The following is a 15,705-nucleotide window of genomic DNA, read 5'->3' as shown; positions in this document are numbered from 1 at the left end:
CATTACAAGCTTTTGCGCCGCAGCGCGGGGTGCGGGGCCGCCCAGAAGGACGGCCCCGAACGATCAGAACTTGCCGCTGAGCTGAACGCCGACGATGCGCGGATCGTTGAAGACCGCCGCATTGTAATTGTCGAGCACGCCCTTGAGGTTCTTCTCGTTGGTCACGTTGCGCGTGAACACGGCGATCTCATACGCGCCTTCCGGTGCGGTGTAGCCCGCCTTCAGGCCCGCCTCGAACGTGCCGTCCGTGGTGTATTCGACCGTCTTGTACGGCACGAGGCTGGTATAGCCCTGGAGCGTCACGTCGCCGCCGACGAACAGCTTGCCGCCGTTGGGGAGCGGGAAGTCGTAGCGCGCGTTGCCATCGAGCTGATATTTCGGCGCGTTGGGCAGCGGGTTGCCGTCGATCTGCGCGAGCGTCGCCGTCGTCACGCCTGCCGGGTTGCGGATGGCAATCGTCGGGTTGAGCACGGTGCAGGTTACCGCGCCGTTGAGGAAGCACACCGGCGTATAGACGCGCTTGTCGTTGATCTCGGTGTGAAGCACGCTCGCGCCGAGGCCCATCGTCAGGTTCGGCACCGGGCGCCAGGTCAGCTCCGCCTCGCCGCCCCAGGCCTGTGCCTGATCGGCGTTGAACAGCAGGCCGTTGTTGTTGGCGTCGTTGCCGTTCAACTGGATGTTCTTGACCTTGTAGTAGAAGCCGGTCGCGTTGAAGCGCAGCGTGTTGCCGAGCAGGTTCGATTTGAAGCCAGCCTCATAGGAGGTGATCGTTTCCGAACCCGCAGTGACGAACGCAGAGCTGAACACGGCGTTGCGGCCCTGGATCGTCGGCCCGCGGAAGCTGTGTGCAACGCGCGCGAACAGGCTGACGTCGTCGGTCGCCTGGTAGCGCAGCGCAACGTCCCAGCTCGGCTGCGTGTCGGACAGACGGACGAAGGTCGGCGCCGTCGCCGGGAAGGTCGAGACCCCAGCCGCGTTGCGCGGCCCGACAACGAGGCGAGTCGATTTGGCGTCGTTGGTGACGCGCACGCCGCCCGTGATCGTCAGCTTGGGGACGATCTCATAGCTGGCCTGACCGAAGCCGGCATAAGAGGTGTTGATGTTGCGCAGCACGACATAGTTGTTCGGGTTGCGCGCCGCCTGCCCCGGCAGCAGGAAGAAGCCGCGCTGATCGAACTCGGTATTGTCGCGCGAGTAGAAATAGATGCCGCCGATCTGCCATTTGAAGCGGCCGGTGCTGTTGTTGGCGAGGCGGACTTCCTGGGTAAGCTGGTCGAGATCACGCACCCGGCCCTGGCTCTCGCCGAAGTACAAATTGCCCGGGAAGTTGGTCGCGACGCCGCCATCGGTGTCGCCACGGCTGTAGCCCGAGGTAGTCTCATAGGCGCTGATCGAGGTCAGCGTGACGCCGCCGAAATCGTTCTTCATGTTGAGCGACGTGCCGTAGGTCTTGTACGCCTGCGGGTTGCCAGCACCTTCGTCGAGCCCGACGAATGCGCGCGGCGTGTTGCTCACGTCGTTGCTGCCCTTGAGGATGCCGCCGCGATGGAAGATCGTCGAGGTGCCGCTGTAATCGCGCGCATGTGCCGAGAGCAGGCCGGTGAAGCCGGTGTCCGGCGGAGTCAGCTCGAGCTGGACGCGGATGTCCTTCTCCTCGAAGCCGCCCAGAGTGTCCTTCCCGCCGGTGGTGCCGTCGGCGCTGTTGGTGCCGGTGTAGGTGTTGGTGATCCAGTTGTCGCGGCGCTGGTACAGACCCGACACGCGGAACTTCAGCACATCTTTGACGATCGGCCCGCCGACGCCAGCATCGAGCGTGACGGTATTGTACGTGCCGTAGGACGCCGTCGCACGGCCGGTGAACTCGTTGGTCGGCTTGTTGGTGTCGAACTTGATGATGCCCGCAGTGGTGTTGCGGCCGAACAGCGTGCCCTGCGGCCCGCGCAGCACTTCGATCTGGGCGACGTCATACACCGGGTTCGACTTGAGCACGACATGCTCGAGCACGACGTCGTCCTGGATGATCGACACGGGCTGCGACGCGCCGAGGTAGAAATCGATATTGCCGAGGCCGCGGATGTAGAAGCGCGGGAAGATCTTGCCGGTGGTCGTCTCGGCATACAGGCCGGGGACGCGGTTGGCGAGTTCGAGCAACGTGTCGCTGCCGCCAGCGGTATAGTCGCGCAGGTCGCTGCCCTGGAGCACGCCGACCGAGATAGGCACATTTTGGAGATTCTCCGAACGCCGCTCGGCCGTCACGACGATATCGCCGAGCGTGCCATCGGGCGCAGCCTCGCTCGCGGCTGCTGTCGTTGGCGCGTCCTGCGCCGAGGCGGCAGTCGCGAACGACAGCGCGGCGGTGGCGCAGCCGACGAAGAGAAACGAGCGGACGGTAAAGTTGGACACGGGAACCCCCAAGGTAAAATGATCGATTCGATCGAAGCGCTTCGTCCGCACGCACGCCACCGCGCGCCGGTTCCTCAAGAACAGGCGTCCGATGGTTTTTGCGGCTGACCCTTGCATCGCGGCTAGGATCGGATTGTGTAGTTTTGATGACAGCGATTTTGCTTTTAAGGCGACCTGCCGTTCAGCCGGCCATGCCCCGTAAACACTTGCTCCCCTAGCGATCTTTTCATCGACGCGGCGCGCCCTTCGCGCAAAATTCCGCCATGCGCCAGCCCCACTTCGGGCAGGGTGATGCGATTACGAACCAGTGTGATATTCATCCCACACCGGTGGGGGCGCCTGTTAACCCGCTTCGATTTGGTGCAGGGAGCGGCGATGCAGTGCCCCCGACCCAGCGCGCGATGACCCCGACCGTCCTCAACATCACCCGATCGATCCTCGGCCAGCCGTGGCGCTGGCGGATGCTGGCGGCGGACGCGCGCGATCCCGGTTTCGCGCCCGACGATCTCGTCACGCACCTGCTGCTCGCGCGCGGCTGCCCGCGCGACGCGCTCGACGCGCACCGGGCACCGAGCATCCGCGCGTTCATGCCCGATCCGTCGATCTTTCAGGACATGGACCGCGCCGCCGCGCGACTCGCCGATGCGGTACAGGCTGGCGAGCAGGTCACGATCTTCGGCGACTATGACGTCGATGGCGCGACCTCGGCCGCGCTGATGATCCTGCTGCTGCGCGATCTCGGACTGGAGGCGCGTGCCTATATCCCCGACCGGCTGATGGAGGGCTATGGCCCCTCGGGCGAGGCCTTGGTGCGGTTGGCGCAGGAAGGCGCGAGCCTGATCGTGACGGTGGATTGCGGCGCGCAGGCGTTCGAGGCGCTGGAGATGGCGCGTGTGGCCGGAGTCGACGTGATCGTGGTCGATCATCACAAATGCGCGACCGCGCTGCCGCACGCGCACGCCTTGGTGAACCCGAACCGGCTCGACGAGGACGAAGGCGCCGCGCACGGGCACCTCGCGGCGGTGGGGGTGGCGTTCCTGCTTGGCGCGGCGCTGGTACGGACGCTGCGCGCGCGCGGCCATTTTGCGGACCGGGCTGAGCCGCGGCTGCTCGACCTGCTCGATCTGGTCGCGCTCGGCACGGTCGCGGACGTGGCGCAGTTGAAGGGGCTTAACCGCGCGTTCGTGGCGCAGGGTCTCAAGGTGATGGGGCAGCGCCGCAACATCGGCCTCGGCGCGCTGGCGGACGCGGCGCGGATGAAGCGCGCGGCGGTGTGTTCCGATCTCGGCTTCGCGCTGGGGCCGAGAATCAACGCCGGCGGGCGAGTCGGCAAGTCCGATCTCGGCGTGCGGCTGCTGACCACGCGCGATCCCGCCGAAGCGCAGGCGATCGCGGCCGAGCTCGACCGGCTGAACGAGGACCGCCGCGCGATCGAGGCGCAGGTACAGGAAGCGGCCGAGGAGATCGCGGTCCACAAGGGCAACCGCGCGGTGATGGTCGTCGCCGGGCGCGGCTGGCACCCCGGCGTGATCGGCATCGTCGCGGGGCGGCTCAAGGAGAAATACGGCCGGCCCGCGATCGTCATCGCGTTGGATGACGCAGGCGTCGGCAAGGGGTCGGGCCGGTCGATCACCGGAGTCGATCTCGGTGCTGGCGTGCTGGCGGCGAAGGACAGCGGGCTGCTGGTCGCGGGCGGCGGGCATGCGATGGCAGCGGGTCTGACGATCGCGGAAGATCGGCTTGAGGCGTTCGGGGATTTCCTGGAGGAGCGACTGGAAGCAGCGGTGACGCGCTCGATCGGCGACCGCGCGCTGCTGGTCGATGCACTGCTCGCGCCGGGCGGGGTCAACCCCGCGCTGGTCGAGTCGATGGAAGCCGGTGGCCCCTACGGCATGGGCTGGCCCGCGCCGCGAATCGCCGCCGGGCCGGTGCGGATCATCAAGGCCGATGTGGTCGGCAACGGCCACGTCCGCGCGATCGCCAGTGGCGACGACGGCCGCCCCTTGAAAACCGTCGCCTTCCGCGCCGCCGACACATTATTGGGGCAAGCGCTGCTGGGGGCGCCCCCGCACCGCAAGCTATGGCTCGCCGGACGCGCCAAGATCGACGACTGGGGCGCGAAGCCTGCAGCGGAGTTGCACCTCGACGATGCGGCCTGGGCCGATTAGGCGCTTGACGTTGCGCGCGTGTTTCCCTAGCAGCGCCCAACGCCCGCCCGGCAACAGGCATGGCCCCTTCGTCTAAGGGTTAGGACGCGGCCCTTTCACGGCTGAAATACGGGTTCGAATCCCGTAGGGGTCACCATCGTCAAGCCAGAATTGACGGGATTCGGTGCTTTTTGGTGGTACCGCGAATTCTGCACCCACAATCGGTCCCACATTTTCTGTAGGCTTTAATGGGCGGCCTTGGACCTATCTGGGCGATAAGTTGCCGTTTTTAGATCGGGGGCAAACAATCGACCGTCCCCCGCTTCCCGGGAAATTGCATGGGAAAATGACCGGTCCTGGGCCGATGACGGACTAACAGGTTTGCGCGTACGGCGGTGGGAAACGGACATTCGTTTAAGCATTTCGCGGAGCCGGAAAGACCCAGAGCACGAAGCCGCTGCGCGGCAGTGGTGTTGGCGTTGATGTAGTGCGTCGGCGCCGAGGTTTGGCCACGCTGCGGCGGTAGCGGACGATGGAGTTCCTTCAACGAGAGGAACTTCACCATGGCGATTGTACCGACCGAGCGACCCGTCACCCCGCTGCGTCAGCGCATGCTCGACGACATGGCGATGCGTTCAATGGGCGCTCGAACCCAGCACGACTATATCCGCCACGTTCGCGCCTTCGCGGCGTTCCTCGGGCGCTCACCCGACACCGCGAGCGCCGAGGACGTGCGGCGCTTCCAGCTCCACCAGCGCGAGCACGGTATCGGGGAGTCCACCATCGGGGCCACCGTGTCGGCGCTGCGCTTCCTGTTCGACGTAACGCTCGAGCGACCGGACCTGTCGCGCAAGCTGGTGCTGGCGCATCGCCCCAGGAAGCTGCCCGACGTGCTGAGCGTCGATGAGGTAGCCAGGCTGCTCGAGGCGGCACCGGGCATCAAGTACCGGGCGGCACTTGGCGTGGCCTACGGCGCCGGGCTGCGCGTGTCGGAGGTCGCACATCTCAAGGCCGACGATATCGACAGCAAGCGGATGCTGATCCGCATCGAGGAGGGCAAAGGGCGCAAGGACCGCGACGCCATGCTGTCGCCGCAGCTGCTCGAGTTGCTGCGACTGTGGTGGCGCGAAGGCAAGCGGCGCAGTGTCCTGCTGCCGCACGGCTGGCTGTTTCCGGGGCGCAGCTACACCGATCCGATCTCGACACGGCAACTCCATCGGGCCGTCTGCGAGGCGGCCGAAGCGGCGGGGATCCGCAAGCGCGTCAGCCCGCACACGCTGCGGCACAGCTTCGCCACGCACCTGCTCGAGCAGGATGTCGATATCCGCGTAATCCAGGTGCTGCTCGGGCACCGCAAGCTCGAGACGACCGCGCTTTACACCAAGGTCGCCACCCGCACGATCCGCGCGGTCACCAGCCCGCTCGACCGGCTTATGGCGCTCATGGAAGGGAAGACGCCCGCCGGTTGACGCGGCGTTGCGCGCCTCCTTCGAGGTCGCCGACATCTTCCGCAGCGCAGGGCCTGCCTACCGGGCTGCGCATGCCGGACATCTGAGCTTGCACCAGCTCAAGGTCATGTCCGCGATCGAGCATTGCCGCACCGCCGCGCTCGGCGGTCACACCGAGGCCTGCACCGACTGCGGGCACTGGCGGGTCGCCTATAACTCCTGCCGCAACCGGCATTGTCCGCGATGCCAGGGCGCCGCTGCGCGCACCTGGCTCGAGGCACGAGAAGCCGACCTGCTGCCGCTCGGGTATTTCCATGTCGTCTTCACGCTGCCTGCCGAGATCGGCGATATCGCCTATCAGAACAAGACGGCGCTCTACGGTCTGCTGTTCAAGGCGGCGTCCGACACGATGATGACGATCGCCGCCGACCCCAAGCATCTCGGCGCGCGGATCGGCATCACTGCCGTGCTTCACACCTGGGGATCGGCGATGACGCATCATCCGCACATTCACATGATCGTGCCGGGCGGCGGCATCGCCCGAGACGGCACGCGATGGATATCGTCGCGTCCCGCGTTCCTCCTGCCGGTGCGGGTGCTGGGCAAGCTGTTCCGCCGCCTGTTCCTGACCGGGCTGGTGGCGCTGCACGCGGCCGGGCGCCTCGGCTTCTACGCCGGCATGGCGCACCTCGCCGACCGTCGCGCCTTTCTGCGCCACCTCGCACCGGTCAGGAAGAAGCGTTGGGTCGTCTACGCCAAACCACCGTTCTCGGGGCCCGAGGCGCACCTCGCCTATCTGTCGCGCTACACCCACGGCGTCGCCATCTCGAACAGCCGCCTGCTCCGCATCGACGAAGCCGGGGTCACGTTCCGCTACAAAGATTACCGCCGCGACGGTGCCGATCGCCAGCAGGTCATGACGCTCAGCCCCGACGAGTTCATCCGCCGCTTTCTGCTGCATGTTTTGCCAAAAGGCTTCCACCGCATCCGCCATTACGGCCTGCTCGCCAGCTCCGCCCGAAAGGCCAGCCTCGCCCGCGCCCGCCAGTTACTGAATGTCGCGCCGCCGCCTGAACATGTACCCGAAGACCAGCCCGACGCGCGCCCGCCATGCCCGTGCTGCGGCGGACACATGGTCGTCATCGAGACCTTCGAACGCTGGCGACAGCCGCGCGCGCCACCAAACCCGACCGTACCGCCCGGGACGATCGCGCCATGACCCGGCATGGCCTGGCATCATCGAACCGCGCTGTTGCTCCGCTTGCGGCGTCGATGCCACTCGTGCCGCCCTCGCCTGCCACCACGCTGGGCCCTGATCCGCACCCCACCCTTTGCTCCTGACCGATGAAATGACGCTCGAACACGCCCTGTCCGCAAGCTCCGGCGTCCCGATCGTCGACCATCGCGCTCGGCCGACGACCGGGCCAAAAACGCTTTCCCCATAGCTCACCGCCCGTGGCCCGCGGCTTCCTGCTTTGGAGGAAATCGTACACCTGCCGGTGCCCGATTTTCTTCACAGAACGCGACGTTCACACCGACTTGAACTAGGGCGCGAAGCAGCCGTAGGGTCTAAGCGCAGCCGTTAGCATCGGCTGATCGCCGCGCTCACCCGCGCCTCAAAAGCCGATACGACCGCCGTTCTCCGGCTTCACCAGACTCTCGCACCGCAACCGCTCGATGATCTCCAGCGCACTCGTCGTCGGCGCATGTCGCAACTGCCTGGCCACTACCGCGAAATCACCGGGCGTGAGGTTCCGCAATTCGCCCAGCGCCGCCGGAGCCGCCTGCCCGAAGAAGCGTGCGAACGCTTGCGCGGCTCGATCCTGTCCGAGCGGACGCAGGTCGAGCTTGAACACGAAGCGGCGCAAGGTCGCTGGGTCGAGGCTACCGGCATGATTGGACGCCGCGACGACCGGCAGCGGATGCCGGTCAAGCCAGGTGAGCAGTTCGTTGACCTGGCCCACTTCCCAGCTGTTATGCGCCCGCGAGCGATCGAACAGCAGCGAATCCGCCTCGTCGAGCAGAAGTACACCTTCAGCACGGCGCGCTTCGGCAAAGGCGTCGGCAATCTGCTTCTCGGTCTCGCCGACCCATTTCGACAGCAGGTCCGACGCGCGCTTGACGATCAGCGGGCGGTCCAACGCGCGGGCGAGGTGATGCGCCATCGCGGTCTTGCCGGTGCCGGGCGGACCGGTGAGCAGCAGCGACACGTCGGGCGTATCGCTCCCGCGTATCGCATCGAACAGCGGCGCGAGCGGGCGATCGAGCTCGAACAGGTCGAGATCGAGTGCGCCCGGTCCGTCGAGCGGGAGTTCTCCGCCACGCAGCGCGCGTACCAGAGCGGTCGCCGCGCCGACGCCGCCATCGGCCTCATCCGCGAGCCGCGCCGCTCGCGCAGCAACGCGCAGCACCGATGCCGTCTCCGGCGCACCATCGATCAGGCGCGCGAACCCGTCGCCCGGCGTCACACCTTCGTCGCGTGCGATCCGGTCGAGGATGCGCAGCGCGGCCCGGCGTGGCGGAGCCGACAGCTTTAGCACGAAGCTCATCCTTCGCAGGATCGAATCGTCGACGTTGCCGATCGCATTGGTCGTCCAGATGACCGGAACGGCATTGGTCTCCAGCATGCGGTTGACGAAGACCTTGCTGCCCTCGCGCTTCGCGAACCAGTCGCCATCGGAGCGCTGGCTGTCGCCGATGAAATCCTCCATCTCGTCAAACAGCAGCGCCGCGCCGCCGGAGGGTCCGAGAAGGCGCTGCGCCAGCCTCAGCGCGCCGACGCGCTCCTTGCGCGTCGGTTCGTTGTCGTCTTCGTCGGCTTCCGCGACACCACGCATCTCGACCCCCGCCGCCGTGGACAGCGTGCGGGCGAACTCGGTCTTGCCGGTGCCGGGCGGACCGTGAATCAGGATGTTGATGCCCGGCGCGCGCTCGCGCACCGCCCCGCGCAAAAGCCGTACGAGGAAGTCCGCATCGGCGACATGCGCGAAATCGTCGAGCGTCAGCGCCGCCTGCTGGCGCGCCCCGACGAGCGCATCGATCATCTCCGCCCCCGATGCCGGCGCGCGGTCGAGCAGGCGCTCGAGGGGCCAGCGCAGATCGACCTCGACCACGCCCTGCCAGTCGGCCACGAAGCTGACTAGCCCGAGTCGCAGCACGGGACTCTGCCGCACGGCACGCTCGGCGTCCTGGGGTTCAGCCCCTGCCAACACGCCGAGCAGCGTCGGCAGATCATGCCCTTGACGCGAAGCGAGTTCCGCGAGTGAACGGACACGCTGGAGCCGGTCGCACGCCACCATCAGCGTGAGCAACGCCGCATCGACCGGCCCGAACCTAAGCAGGCGCGCGAGTTCGGCCGCGAGGCGCAACGCCTGCGGTTTTGCAGCACGCTCAGGCCGCGCCTGTTCGAGGCCGGCCAGCAGCATGTCCCAGCCAAAATCCTCGCCGGGCGCGCCCGCGACCAGCCAGTCGGCGTGGGGCTGCGCCCATTCCGTGATCGCCTTCGCGAGTCCTGCGGTCGCGGGCACGCCGCGACCGATCCGGAGCAGCATGCTCCGGACGATATAATGTTCGTCCATGATGTCCCACCGGCCTCGACCGGACGCGCCGAAGCTCGCCCGTCAGGCTCTTTCGAATTTCAGATTATTTCGAAACGCGGCCGCGGATCATCCCGCCGGGCCGCAGCGCCGTGGGACGCTTACGAGAAGGGCTGGAAACCGGCGGGCAAAACGCCCCGAATGTCGGTAATCACCAGCAATGCATATCTCCGTGTCGACTCCGTGAGCGGTGTCGCGGCGGCGCCATTAGCCGAAAAGCGCCGCCGCGACAACTAGGATACCGTGACGAGGTTGGACTCGCCCTGCCGCACCTCGAACGTCGTGCGGCGCCCGGTGAACCGCTCGATGATGTCCGCCGCCGTGAGGCTGTGCTGGCTGAGCTTGACCGTCGTGAAGCTGCCCCCGCCCGCGAGCGCGAACGGCAACAGCAGCTGGTCCGCCAGATATGGCCCGGCGAACGCATCGGTCGCGAGGAACCCGGCCATGCGGTGCGCCGCCGTCTTGGCGAGCGATTCCGCCGACACGCCGAGCTTGCCGAAGCCCGTGACGATCTCCGTGACATGCTCGAACTGCGCATCCAATAACAACGCATTACCCGGCCCCTGCTCGGCGGGGAGCTCGCGCACGGCGAACGCATCCTCCGGCCAATCGGGCAGGAACTTCCGCGCGGTCTTGAGCTCGCGGTCGGCGATGTCGCACGCCAGCGCCGCGAACAGCGCCGTCGCCGACACCGATTGCAGCGCGCCGCGCATCAGACAGTCGATCGGCGCGAGCTTGCCGGGCATGATGTCGACCTCGATCGGGGCCGCCACCGCGCGGGTAAAAGCCGTGCCGCATCAGCCGCATCTCGATCTGTGCTCTGCCGGGACCTGCATGTTTGACCTTGAGAGTAGTCAATGCCATCTGAAACCCCGCAATGAAGTCCCACATCAAGTCCCACACTTTGATCCGGATTTAGCGGAAAACTGTGGGACGCACTGGCTCGACAGTTTTCAAGTATTAGCAATAAGATCAAGAAGCTGGGACGTAATGATGGTTCCTGGAATTTCACAACGGTATCCGTAGGGGTCACCAACAAGCCCCCCCAGAGGGTGCCAGAAGATGCCGTAAATGGCTGTTTTCTGCGAGTTTTCGTGGTATAAGCATCCCAGTCGGATCGGCGGAATACCACTCCATACCAGCAAATTTATGGTATTTCTGATGGCAGCTCGCCGGTCGCTCGGATGGAGATACCATCATGGCGTTATCGGTGGTGGCGATCAAAGCTGCTGAGAATCGCAGCAAGGCATACAAGATTAGCGACAGAGACGGGCTCTATCTGCTCGTGACGCCGACCGGCGGCCGGTACTGGCGGATGAACTATCGCTATCTCGGCAAGCAGAAGACGCTGGCGTTCGGCGTCTGGCCGGACACCGGCCTAGCCGAGGCTCGTGCCGAATGCGACGCAGCGCGCAAGATGCTCGCGCGCGGTGAGGACCCAGCCGAGCGGATGAAGCTCGACCGGATCGCCGCGACAGTAGCGGCGTCCAACAGCTTCAAGGCGGTTGCCGACGAATGGCTGCTCAAGATAGAGAAGGAAGGCCGCTCGGCGGTCACGATGAAGAAGCTGCGCTGGCTGCTGGACTCCATCAATGCCTCCATCGGCAAGCGCCCCATCGCGTCGATCTCAGCGCACGAACTGCTGCTGATGCTGCGGAAGATGGAAGGCAAGGGCCGCTACGAAACCGCTAAGCGGCTTCGCAGCACCTGCTCGCAGGTATTCCGCTATGCCATCGCTACGGCACGCGCCGAGCGCGATGTGGCGGCCGATCTGCGTGGCGCGCTAATCGTCCCGAAGCCGGTCCATCGTGCTGCCATCACCAGGCCCAAGGCCGCAGGAGAGTTGCTGCGGGCCATTGACGCGTTCGAGGGACACCCGAACACGCTGACGGCGCTCCGGCTGCTACCGCACGTGTTCGTGCGGCCAGGAGAGCTGCGCTTCGTCGAATGGGCAGACTTCGATCTTGAGAAAGCGATTTGGACGATACCGCCGCACAAGACCAAGATGCGGCGGGCGCACACAATCCCCCTCTCCCGCCAAGTGCTCAAGATCGTCGCCTCGATCGAACACGATGCGGAGTACAGCTCCTATCTCGTCCCGTCGCTACGCTCCGTCGAGCGGCCGATGTCGGAGAACACGATCAACGCCGCCCTGCGCCGCATGGGGTACGCACAGGACGAGACGACCGGGCATGGCTTCCGCGCGATGGCGGCCACGCTGCTGAACGAAATGGGGCTATGGCACACCGACGCAATTGAGCGTCAGCTCGCGCATTGCGACAACAATGCGGTCCGTCGCGCCTACACGCGCGGCGAGTATTGGGACGAGCGCGTCGTATGATGCAGCACTGGTCCGACCATCTCGACTTCCTCCGCGACGGCGCCAAGGTGCTCAAGGGCAAGTTCGGGAAGGCAAAAGGCAGTAGGGACTTCTAAAAATGGGGCCGATTGCGGAATGGATGCTTTTCGAAATGACTGCCACGAAAGCTGACGTCGCATAGAACTCGCGTCGCTAGAAGATTGATCGGAATCGGCGTGACCGCCAAGGATCAAATGGCGAACACGACAGACAGTGCGTGCAACTTTCTCGAGAGCCTTCAACGCTTCGATCTGTCGATGCTGCTGCGGCATTGCCGGGCCTCGATTGAACAACTCGAAACCGCGTTAGATTGGTTTTCCGACCTGGAAGACGAAGCAATCATCGTGCGGGCGCCGAACCCGATCGCCGACGCGTTGCGATCGTTGCCGCTGCAGGATCGGGAGCGGATCGCCGAAGCCATTCTGAGCGCGCAGCAAGCCAGTAGGCAACACGAAGATATCCGCGTCGAAACGCTAGAAGGTCCCAACGCAACCGGCGCGGCCGCATTGCTATCGGAATTGCTGATCCATCGCGCAATGATGATCGACGTTGCGACCGGCGGCGCACGGATTCAGGACGTCGACGACTACTATCGGGCGCGAGAAGTCCGCATCCGGCAATCGATCCCCGATGGCGTCGCATACGAAAACTCCACGCCGATTTGTGGGCGTGGTATCGCCATTGGAGCGCGGAACTGCCGCAATACAAGGATCGGCGTTTCTATGTGCGCCAGCTATTCGGCCCCGCGATCGAAGCCATTGCAAAGCGCTCTTCGCTGCCTTCGGAACCCCGCGAGGCCACAGGCTGGGAGCGGGTTGACCGCGCATTGTCGAAGGCGCGGGCACAGCTTGAAACCGCATCCGCTGAAGAAGATTTCCAGGCGATCGGCCTACTATGCCGCGAAGTCATCATATCGCTGGCGCAGGCGGTCTATGATCCTACAATCCACGAAACCTTAGACAGTGTTCGGCCAAGCGAAACTGATGCGAACCGGATGCTTGAAGCATATATCGCTCACGTCTTTCCTAGCGGGAGCAACAAGGAAGTCCGGGCGCACCACCGCGCCTCACTGGCGTTGGCGCTGACCTTCAACATCGCCGAACCGCTACCCAGCAACTCGCCGCACTGTGCGTCGAAGCGACCGCATCAACAGCCGCAGTTGTGTCGATCATCGCCCGCGCAAGTCCAGATCAATGATCCCAGCGCGGAGGTCGAAAGCCACCGATCCGGTTTTGGAATAGGTCTGCACATCATTGAACGGGCGCATTGTCGACCGGCAGCTCATGCGGAAAGCGGGCTTCCCGCTTCTGGGCCGATTGCAGACTGGCAGGTTTCGGATGGAGTGAATGGCATAGCGGATATTCTTCATTAGGTTCGTTAACCCGCCGAGACCCACAATTGGCTATTCAGACCGCCCCGCTTGCTCGCCGATTTTCGGGCGCAAGTTAATGTCCGCGGGTGGCCTTCGCCACTCAACTCGAAAAGCAACGGGCGGGTTTAAACCCGCCGTTGCTTCACCCGCGCACCTGCGCGACAACGACGGCCGGTCTCTGGTTGCAGCTAGATGAAAGACGGGGGTCACGTCAGATGACATCCGGATAGGCGCCGAACGACAGCAGCTTTTCCTTGCCGTCAAACCGGTATTTGAACCGCCAGAGCTTCGAGCCATTGGGACGAACGAGCAGATACAGCCCCTCGCCGTCAGCGAGCTTGTAATCCTTCGCGCGTTCGGTGGCGTAGCATGCTTCGAGTTCCTTGAGCGCCATTGGGGGTACTCCTGCCGGGATGCAGGATCATACGACGTAGTGGCATCCAGAGCGATCCGGTGAGCGGATCTGGCGGCCTGCGACTCGGCGGAAGGCGTGGAAAAAAGGCAATAAAAAACCGCCTCGGGCTGACCTGAGACGGTTTGGTATGTGTGGTGTATGGTTGCGGGGACAGGATTTGAACCTGTGACCTTCAGGTTATGAGCCTGACGAGCTACCGGGCTGCTCCACCCCGCGCCAAGGTGTCCCCGCTGTTGGGCGGGGTATGAGACATGTGAATGGGTTCTGATCCGATTTCGAGCTTGCGCACAGGCTTCAATGCCTGGCGACGACCTACTCTTCCATCGCTTAAGCGATAGTACCATTGGCGCAGTCTGGTTTCACGGCCGAGTTCGGGATGGGATCGGGTGGGGCACAGACGCTATAGCCACCAGGCAATGGAGCCGGTGCGCAAGCTGTGATCGGGTTTAAAATCGTGCACGTGCTGTGAAGGTATGTTTGTATCAGGCGTTGCAAATGATCATCCGCGCGTCTTTGACACATGCTGGTCACCGGGCACCCATCAAAGTGATACTTTGATGGGACCCGCCCAGGATTGTCATTGATGGCGGGACTCTCAAGCGCGAATAGAGCAATTAGTATCGGTTAGCTCCATGCGTTACCGCACTTCTACATCCGATCTATCAACGTGATGGTCTTTCACGGCTCTATGAAATCTTATCTCGAGGGAGGCTTCCCGCTTAGATGCTTTCAGCGGTTATCCCGTCCATACATAGCTACCCTGCTGCGCTCCTGGCGGAACGACAGGTACACCAGAGGTATGTTCAACCCGGTCCTCTCGTACTAGGGTCAACTCCTCTCAAATTTCGACGCCCACGGCAGATAGGGACCAAACTGTCTCGCGACGTTCTGAACCCAGCTCACGTACCACTTTAATTGGCGAACAGCCAAACCCTTGGGACCTGCTCCAGCCCCAGGATGTGATGAGCCGACATCGAGGTGCCAAACAACCCCGTCGATATGAGCTCTTGGGGGTTATCAGCCTGTTATCCCCGGCGTACCTTTTATCCGTTGAGCGATGGCCCTTCCACGAGGGACCACCGGATCACTATGACCGACTTTCGTCTCTGCTCGACTTGTCAGTCTCGCAGTCAGGCGGGCTTATGCCATTGCACTCTAACAGACGGTTTCCAACCGTCCTGAGCCCACCATCGCGCGCCTCCGTTACTCTTTAGGAGGCGACCGCCCCAGTCAAACTACCCGCCACAGAGGGTCCCTGATCCAGTTTCATGGATCGAGGTTAGACATCAGAAAACAACAGGGTGGTATTTCACCTATGGCTCCACATCAGCTGGCGCCGATGCTTCAAAGCCTCCCACCTATGCTACACAGTTCTTTCCTAATGCCACTCTGAAGCTGCAGTAAAGGTGCACGGGGTCTTTCCGTCTAACCGCGGGAACCCCGCATCTTCACGGGGAATTCAATTTCGCTGAGCATGTCCTGGAGACAGTGGGGAAGTCGTTACGCCATTCGTGCAGGTCGGAACTTACCCGACAAGGAATTTCGCTACCTTAGGACCGTTATAGTTACGGCCGCCGTTTACCTGGGCTTCATTTCAGAGCTTGCACTCCTCCACTTAACCTTCAGGCACCGGGCAGGCGTCAGGCCCTATACGTCGTCTTGAAGCCGACTTAGCAGAGCCCTGTGTTTTTGCTAAACAGTCGCTACCCCCTGGCCTGTGCCCCCTCATAATGCTTGCGCAATGTGAGGGCCTCCTTCTTCCGAAGGTACGGAGGCAATTTGCCGAGTTCCTTCAGGACACTTCTCTCAAGCGCCTTGGTATACTCTACCTGACCACCTGTGTCGGTTTCGGGTACGGTCTATACGGTGGGGCTATTTCCTGGAACCTCTTCGAAGCCCTCCCAATCCAATAAGGGAGAACAACACACGAGATCCGTCACACACCACCAGGCCCACGAATATTAA

General features: G+C 63.9%; 8 protein-coding genes, 2 tRNA genes, 2 rRNA genes and 2 pseudogenes (1 of these 14 only partly in view). 7 read left to right on the top strand and 7 right to left on the bottom strand.

Going from position 1 to position 15,705, the window contains the following annotated elements; all coding sequences use genetic code 11:
• Nucleotides 1–63: 63 nt before the first annotated feature.
• Entirely contained in the window at nt 64–2,403 is a 2,340-nt protein-coding gene (locus J0A91_RS09225) for a TonB-dependent receptor (protein WP_069207181.1), read from the bottom strand.
• Between the two features lie 401 nt (nt 2,404–2,804).
• Here J0A91_RS09225 and recJ point away from each other — a divergent pair, with 401 nt between their 5' ends.
• The 4 genes from recJ (at nt 2,805) to J0A91_RS09205 (ending at nt 7,217) form a co-directional block, all read left to right on the top strand.
• Nucleotides 2,805–4,571 (top strand): single-stranded-DNA-specific exonuclease RecJ, encoded by a 1,767-nt coding sequence (recJ, locus tag J0A91_RS09220; protein ID WP_069204665.1) that lies wholly within the window; start codon nt 2,805–2,807, stop codon nt 4,569–4,571.
• A 61-nt stretch (nt 4,572–4,632) separates the two neighbouring features.
• Nucleotides 4,633–4,707, top strand: a tRNA-Glu gene (locus J0A91_RS09215).
• Between the two features lie 406 nt (nt 4,708–5,113).
• A complete protein-coding gene (locus J0A91_RS09210; RefSeq protein ID WP_069204664.1) occupies nt 5,114–6,019 on the top strand; it encodes a tyrosine-type recombinase/integrase in 906 nt (301 codons plus the stop codon).
• Between the two features lie 7 nt (nt 6,020–6,026).
• A complete protein-coding gene (locus J0A91_RS09205; RefSeq protein WP_069204663.1) occupies nt 6,027–7,217 on the top strand; it encodes an IS91 family transposase in 1,191 nt (396 codons plus the stop codon).
• Between the two features lie 397 nt (nt 7,218–7,614).
• On the opposite strand, the gene J0A91_RS09200 is transcribed toward J0A91_RS09205, so the two are convergent.
• Together J0A91_RS09200 and J0A91_RS09195 are read right to left on the bottom strand one after the other, a co-directional pair.
• Nucleotides 7,615–9,576 (bottom strand): AAA family ATPase, encoded by a 1,962-nt coding sequence (locus tag J0A91_RS09200; RefSeq protein WP_069204662.1) that lies wholly within the window; start codon nt 9,574–9,576, stop codon nt 7,615–7,617.
• A 251-nt stretch (nt 9,577–9,827) separates the two neighbouring features.
• Nucleotides 9,828–10,367 (bottom strand): RNA 3'-terminal phosphate cyclase, encoded by a 540-nt coding sequence (locus J0A91_RS09195; RefSeq protein WP_069204661.1) that lies wholly within the window; start codon nt 10,365–10,367, stop codon nt 9,828–9,830.
• Between the two features lie 425 nt (nt 10,368–10,792).
• On the opposite strand from J0A91_RS09195, the pseudogene J0A91_RS09190 reads away from it, so the two are divergent.
• The 3 genes and pseudogenes from J0A91_RS09190 to J0A91_RS09180 all read left to right on the top strand — a co-directional run bounded on the left by J0A91_RS09190 (nt 10,793) and on the right by J0A91_RS09180 (nt 13,325).
• Nucleotides 10,793–12,030, top strand: a pseudogene (locus tag J0A91_RS09190) (tyrosine-type recombinase/integrase).
• Nucleotides 12,031–12,129: 99 nt separating this feature from the next.
• The gene (locus J0A91_RS09185) at nt 12,130–12,912 is read left to right on the top strand and encodes a hypothetical protein (protein ID WP_150126870.1); all 783 of its coding nucleotides are present in this window, start codon (nt 12,130–12,132) and stop codon (nt 12,910–12,912) included.
• Nucleotides 12,913–12,947: 35 nt separating this feature from the next.
• Complete coding sequence (locus tag J0A91_RS09180; RefSeq protein ID WP_169833111.1) at nt 12,948–13,325, top strand: hypothetical protein; 378 nt, start codon at nt 12,948–12,950, stop codon at nt 13,323–13,325.
• 217 nt (nt 13,326–13,542) lie between these two features.
• Here the strand turns inward: J0A91_RS09180 and J0A91_RS09175 are convergent.
• The 4 genes and pseudogenes from J0A91_RS09175 to J0A91_RS09160 all read right to left on the bottom strand — a co-directional run.
• Nucleotides 13,543–13,719: pseudogene (locus J0A91_RS09175) on the bottom strand (Arm DNA-binding domain-containing protein); the annotation flags it as partial.
• Between the two features lie 160 nt (nt 13,720–13,879).
• A tRNA-Met gene (locus J0A91_RS09170) sits at nt 13,880–13,956 on the bottom strand.
• A gap of 83 nt (nt 13,957–14,039) precedes the next feature.
• Nucleotides 14,040–14,154 (bottom strand): 5S ribosomal RNA (gene rrf, locus J0A91_RS09165).
• A 180-nt stretch (nt 14,155–14,334) separates the two neighbouring features.
• Nucleotides 14,335–15,705: ribosomal RNA gene (locus tag J0A91_RS09160) — 23S ribosomal RNA — on the bottom strand (it continues 1,421 nt past the right edge of the window).

Source organism: Sphingomonas panacis, assembly GCF_001717955.1.
Taxonomy (GTDB): Bacteria; Pseudomonadota; Alphaproteobacteria; order Sphingomonadales; family Sphingomonadaceae; genus Sphingomonas; species Sphingomonas panacis.
The sequence above is the reverse complement of the archived record's forward strand: the minus strand, read 5'-3'. Positions and strand labels throughout refer to the sequence as shown.

What these genes read in the sequence shown, in the direction of transcription:
- recJ (WP_069204665.1), top strand. Translation starts at nt 2,805, where the DNA reads ATGACCCCGACCGTCCTCAACATCACCCGATCGATCCTCGGCCAGCCG.
- J0A91_RS09210 (WP_069204664.1), top strand. Translation starts at nt 5,114, where the DNA reads ATGGCGATTGTACCGACCGAGCGACCCGTCACCCCGCTGCGTCAGCGC.
- J0A91_RS09200 (WP_069204662.1), bottom strand. Translation starts at nt 9,576, where the DNA reads ATGGACGAACATTATATCGTCCGGAGCATGCTGCTCCGGATCGGTCGC.
- J0A91_RS09180 (WP_169833111.1), top strand. Translation starts at nt 12,948, where the DNA reads ATGCTTGAAGCATATATCGCTCACGTCTTTCCTAGCGGGAGCAACAAG.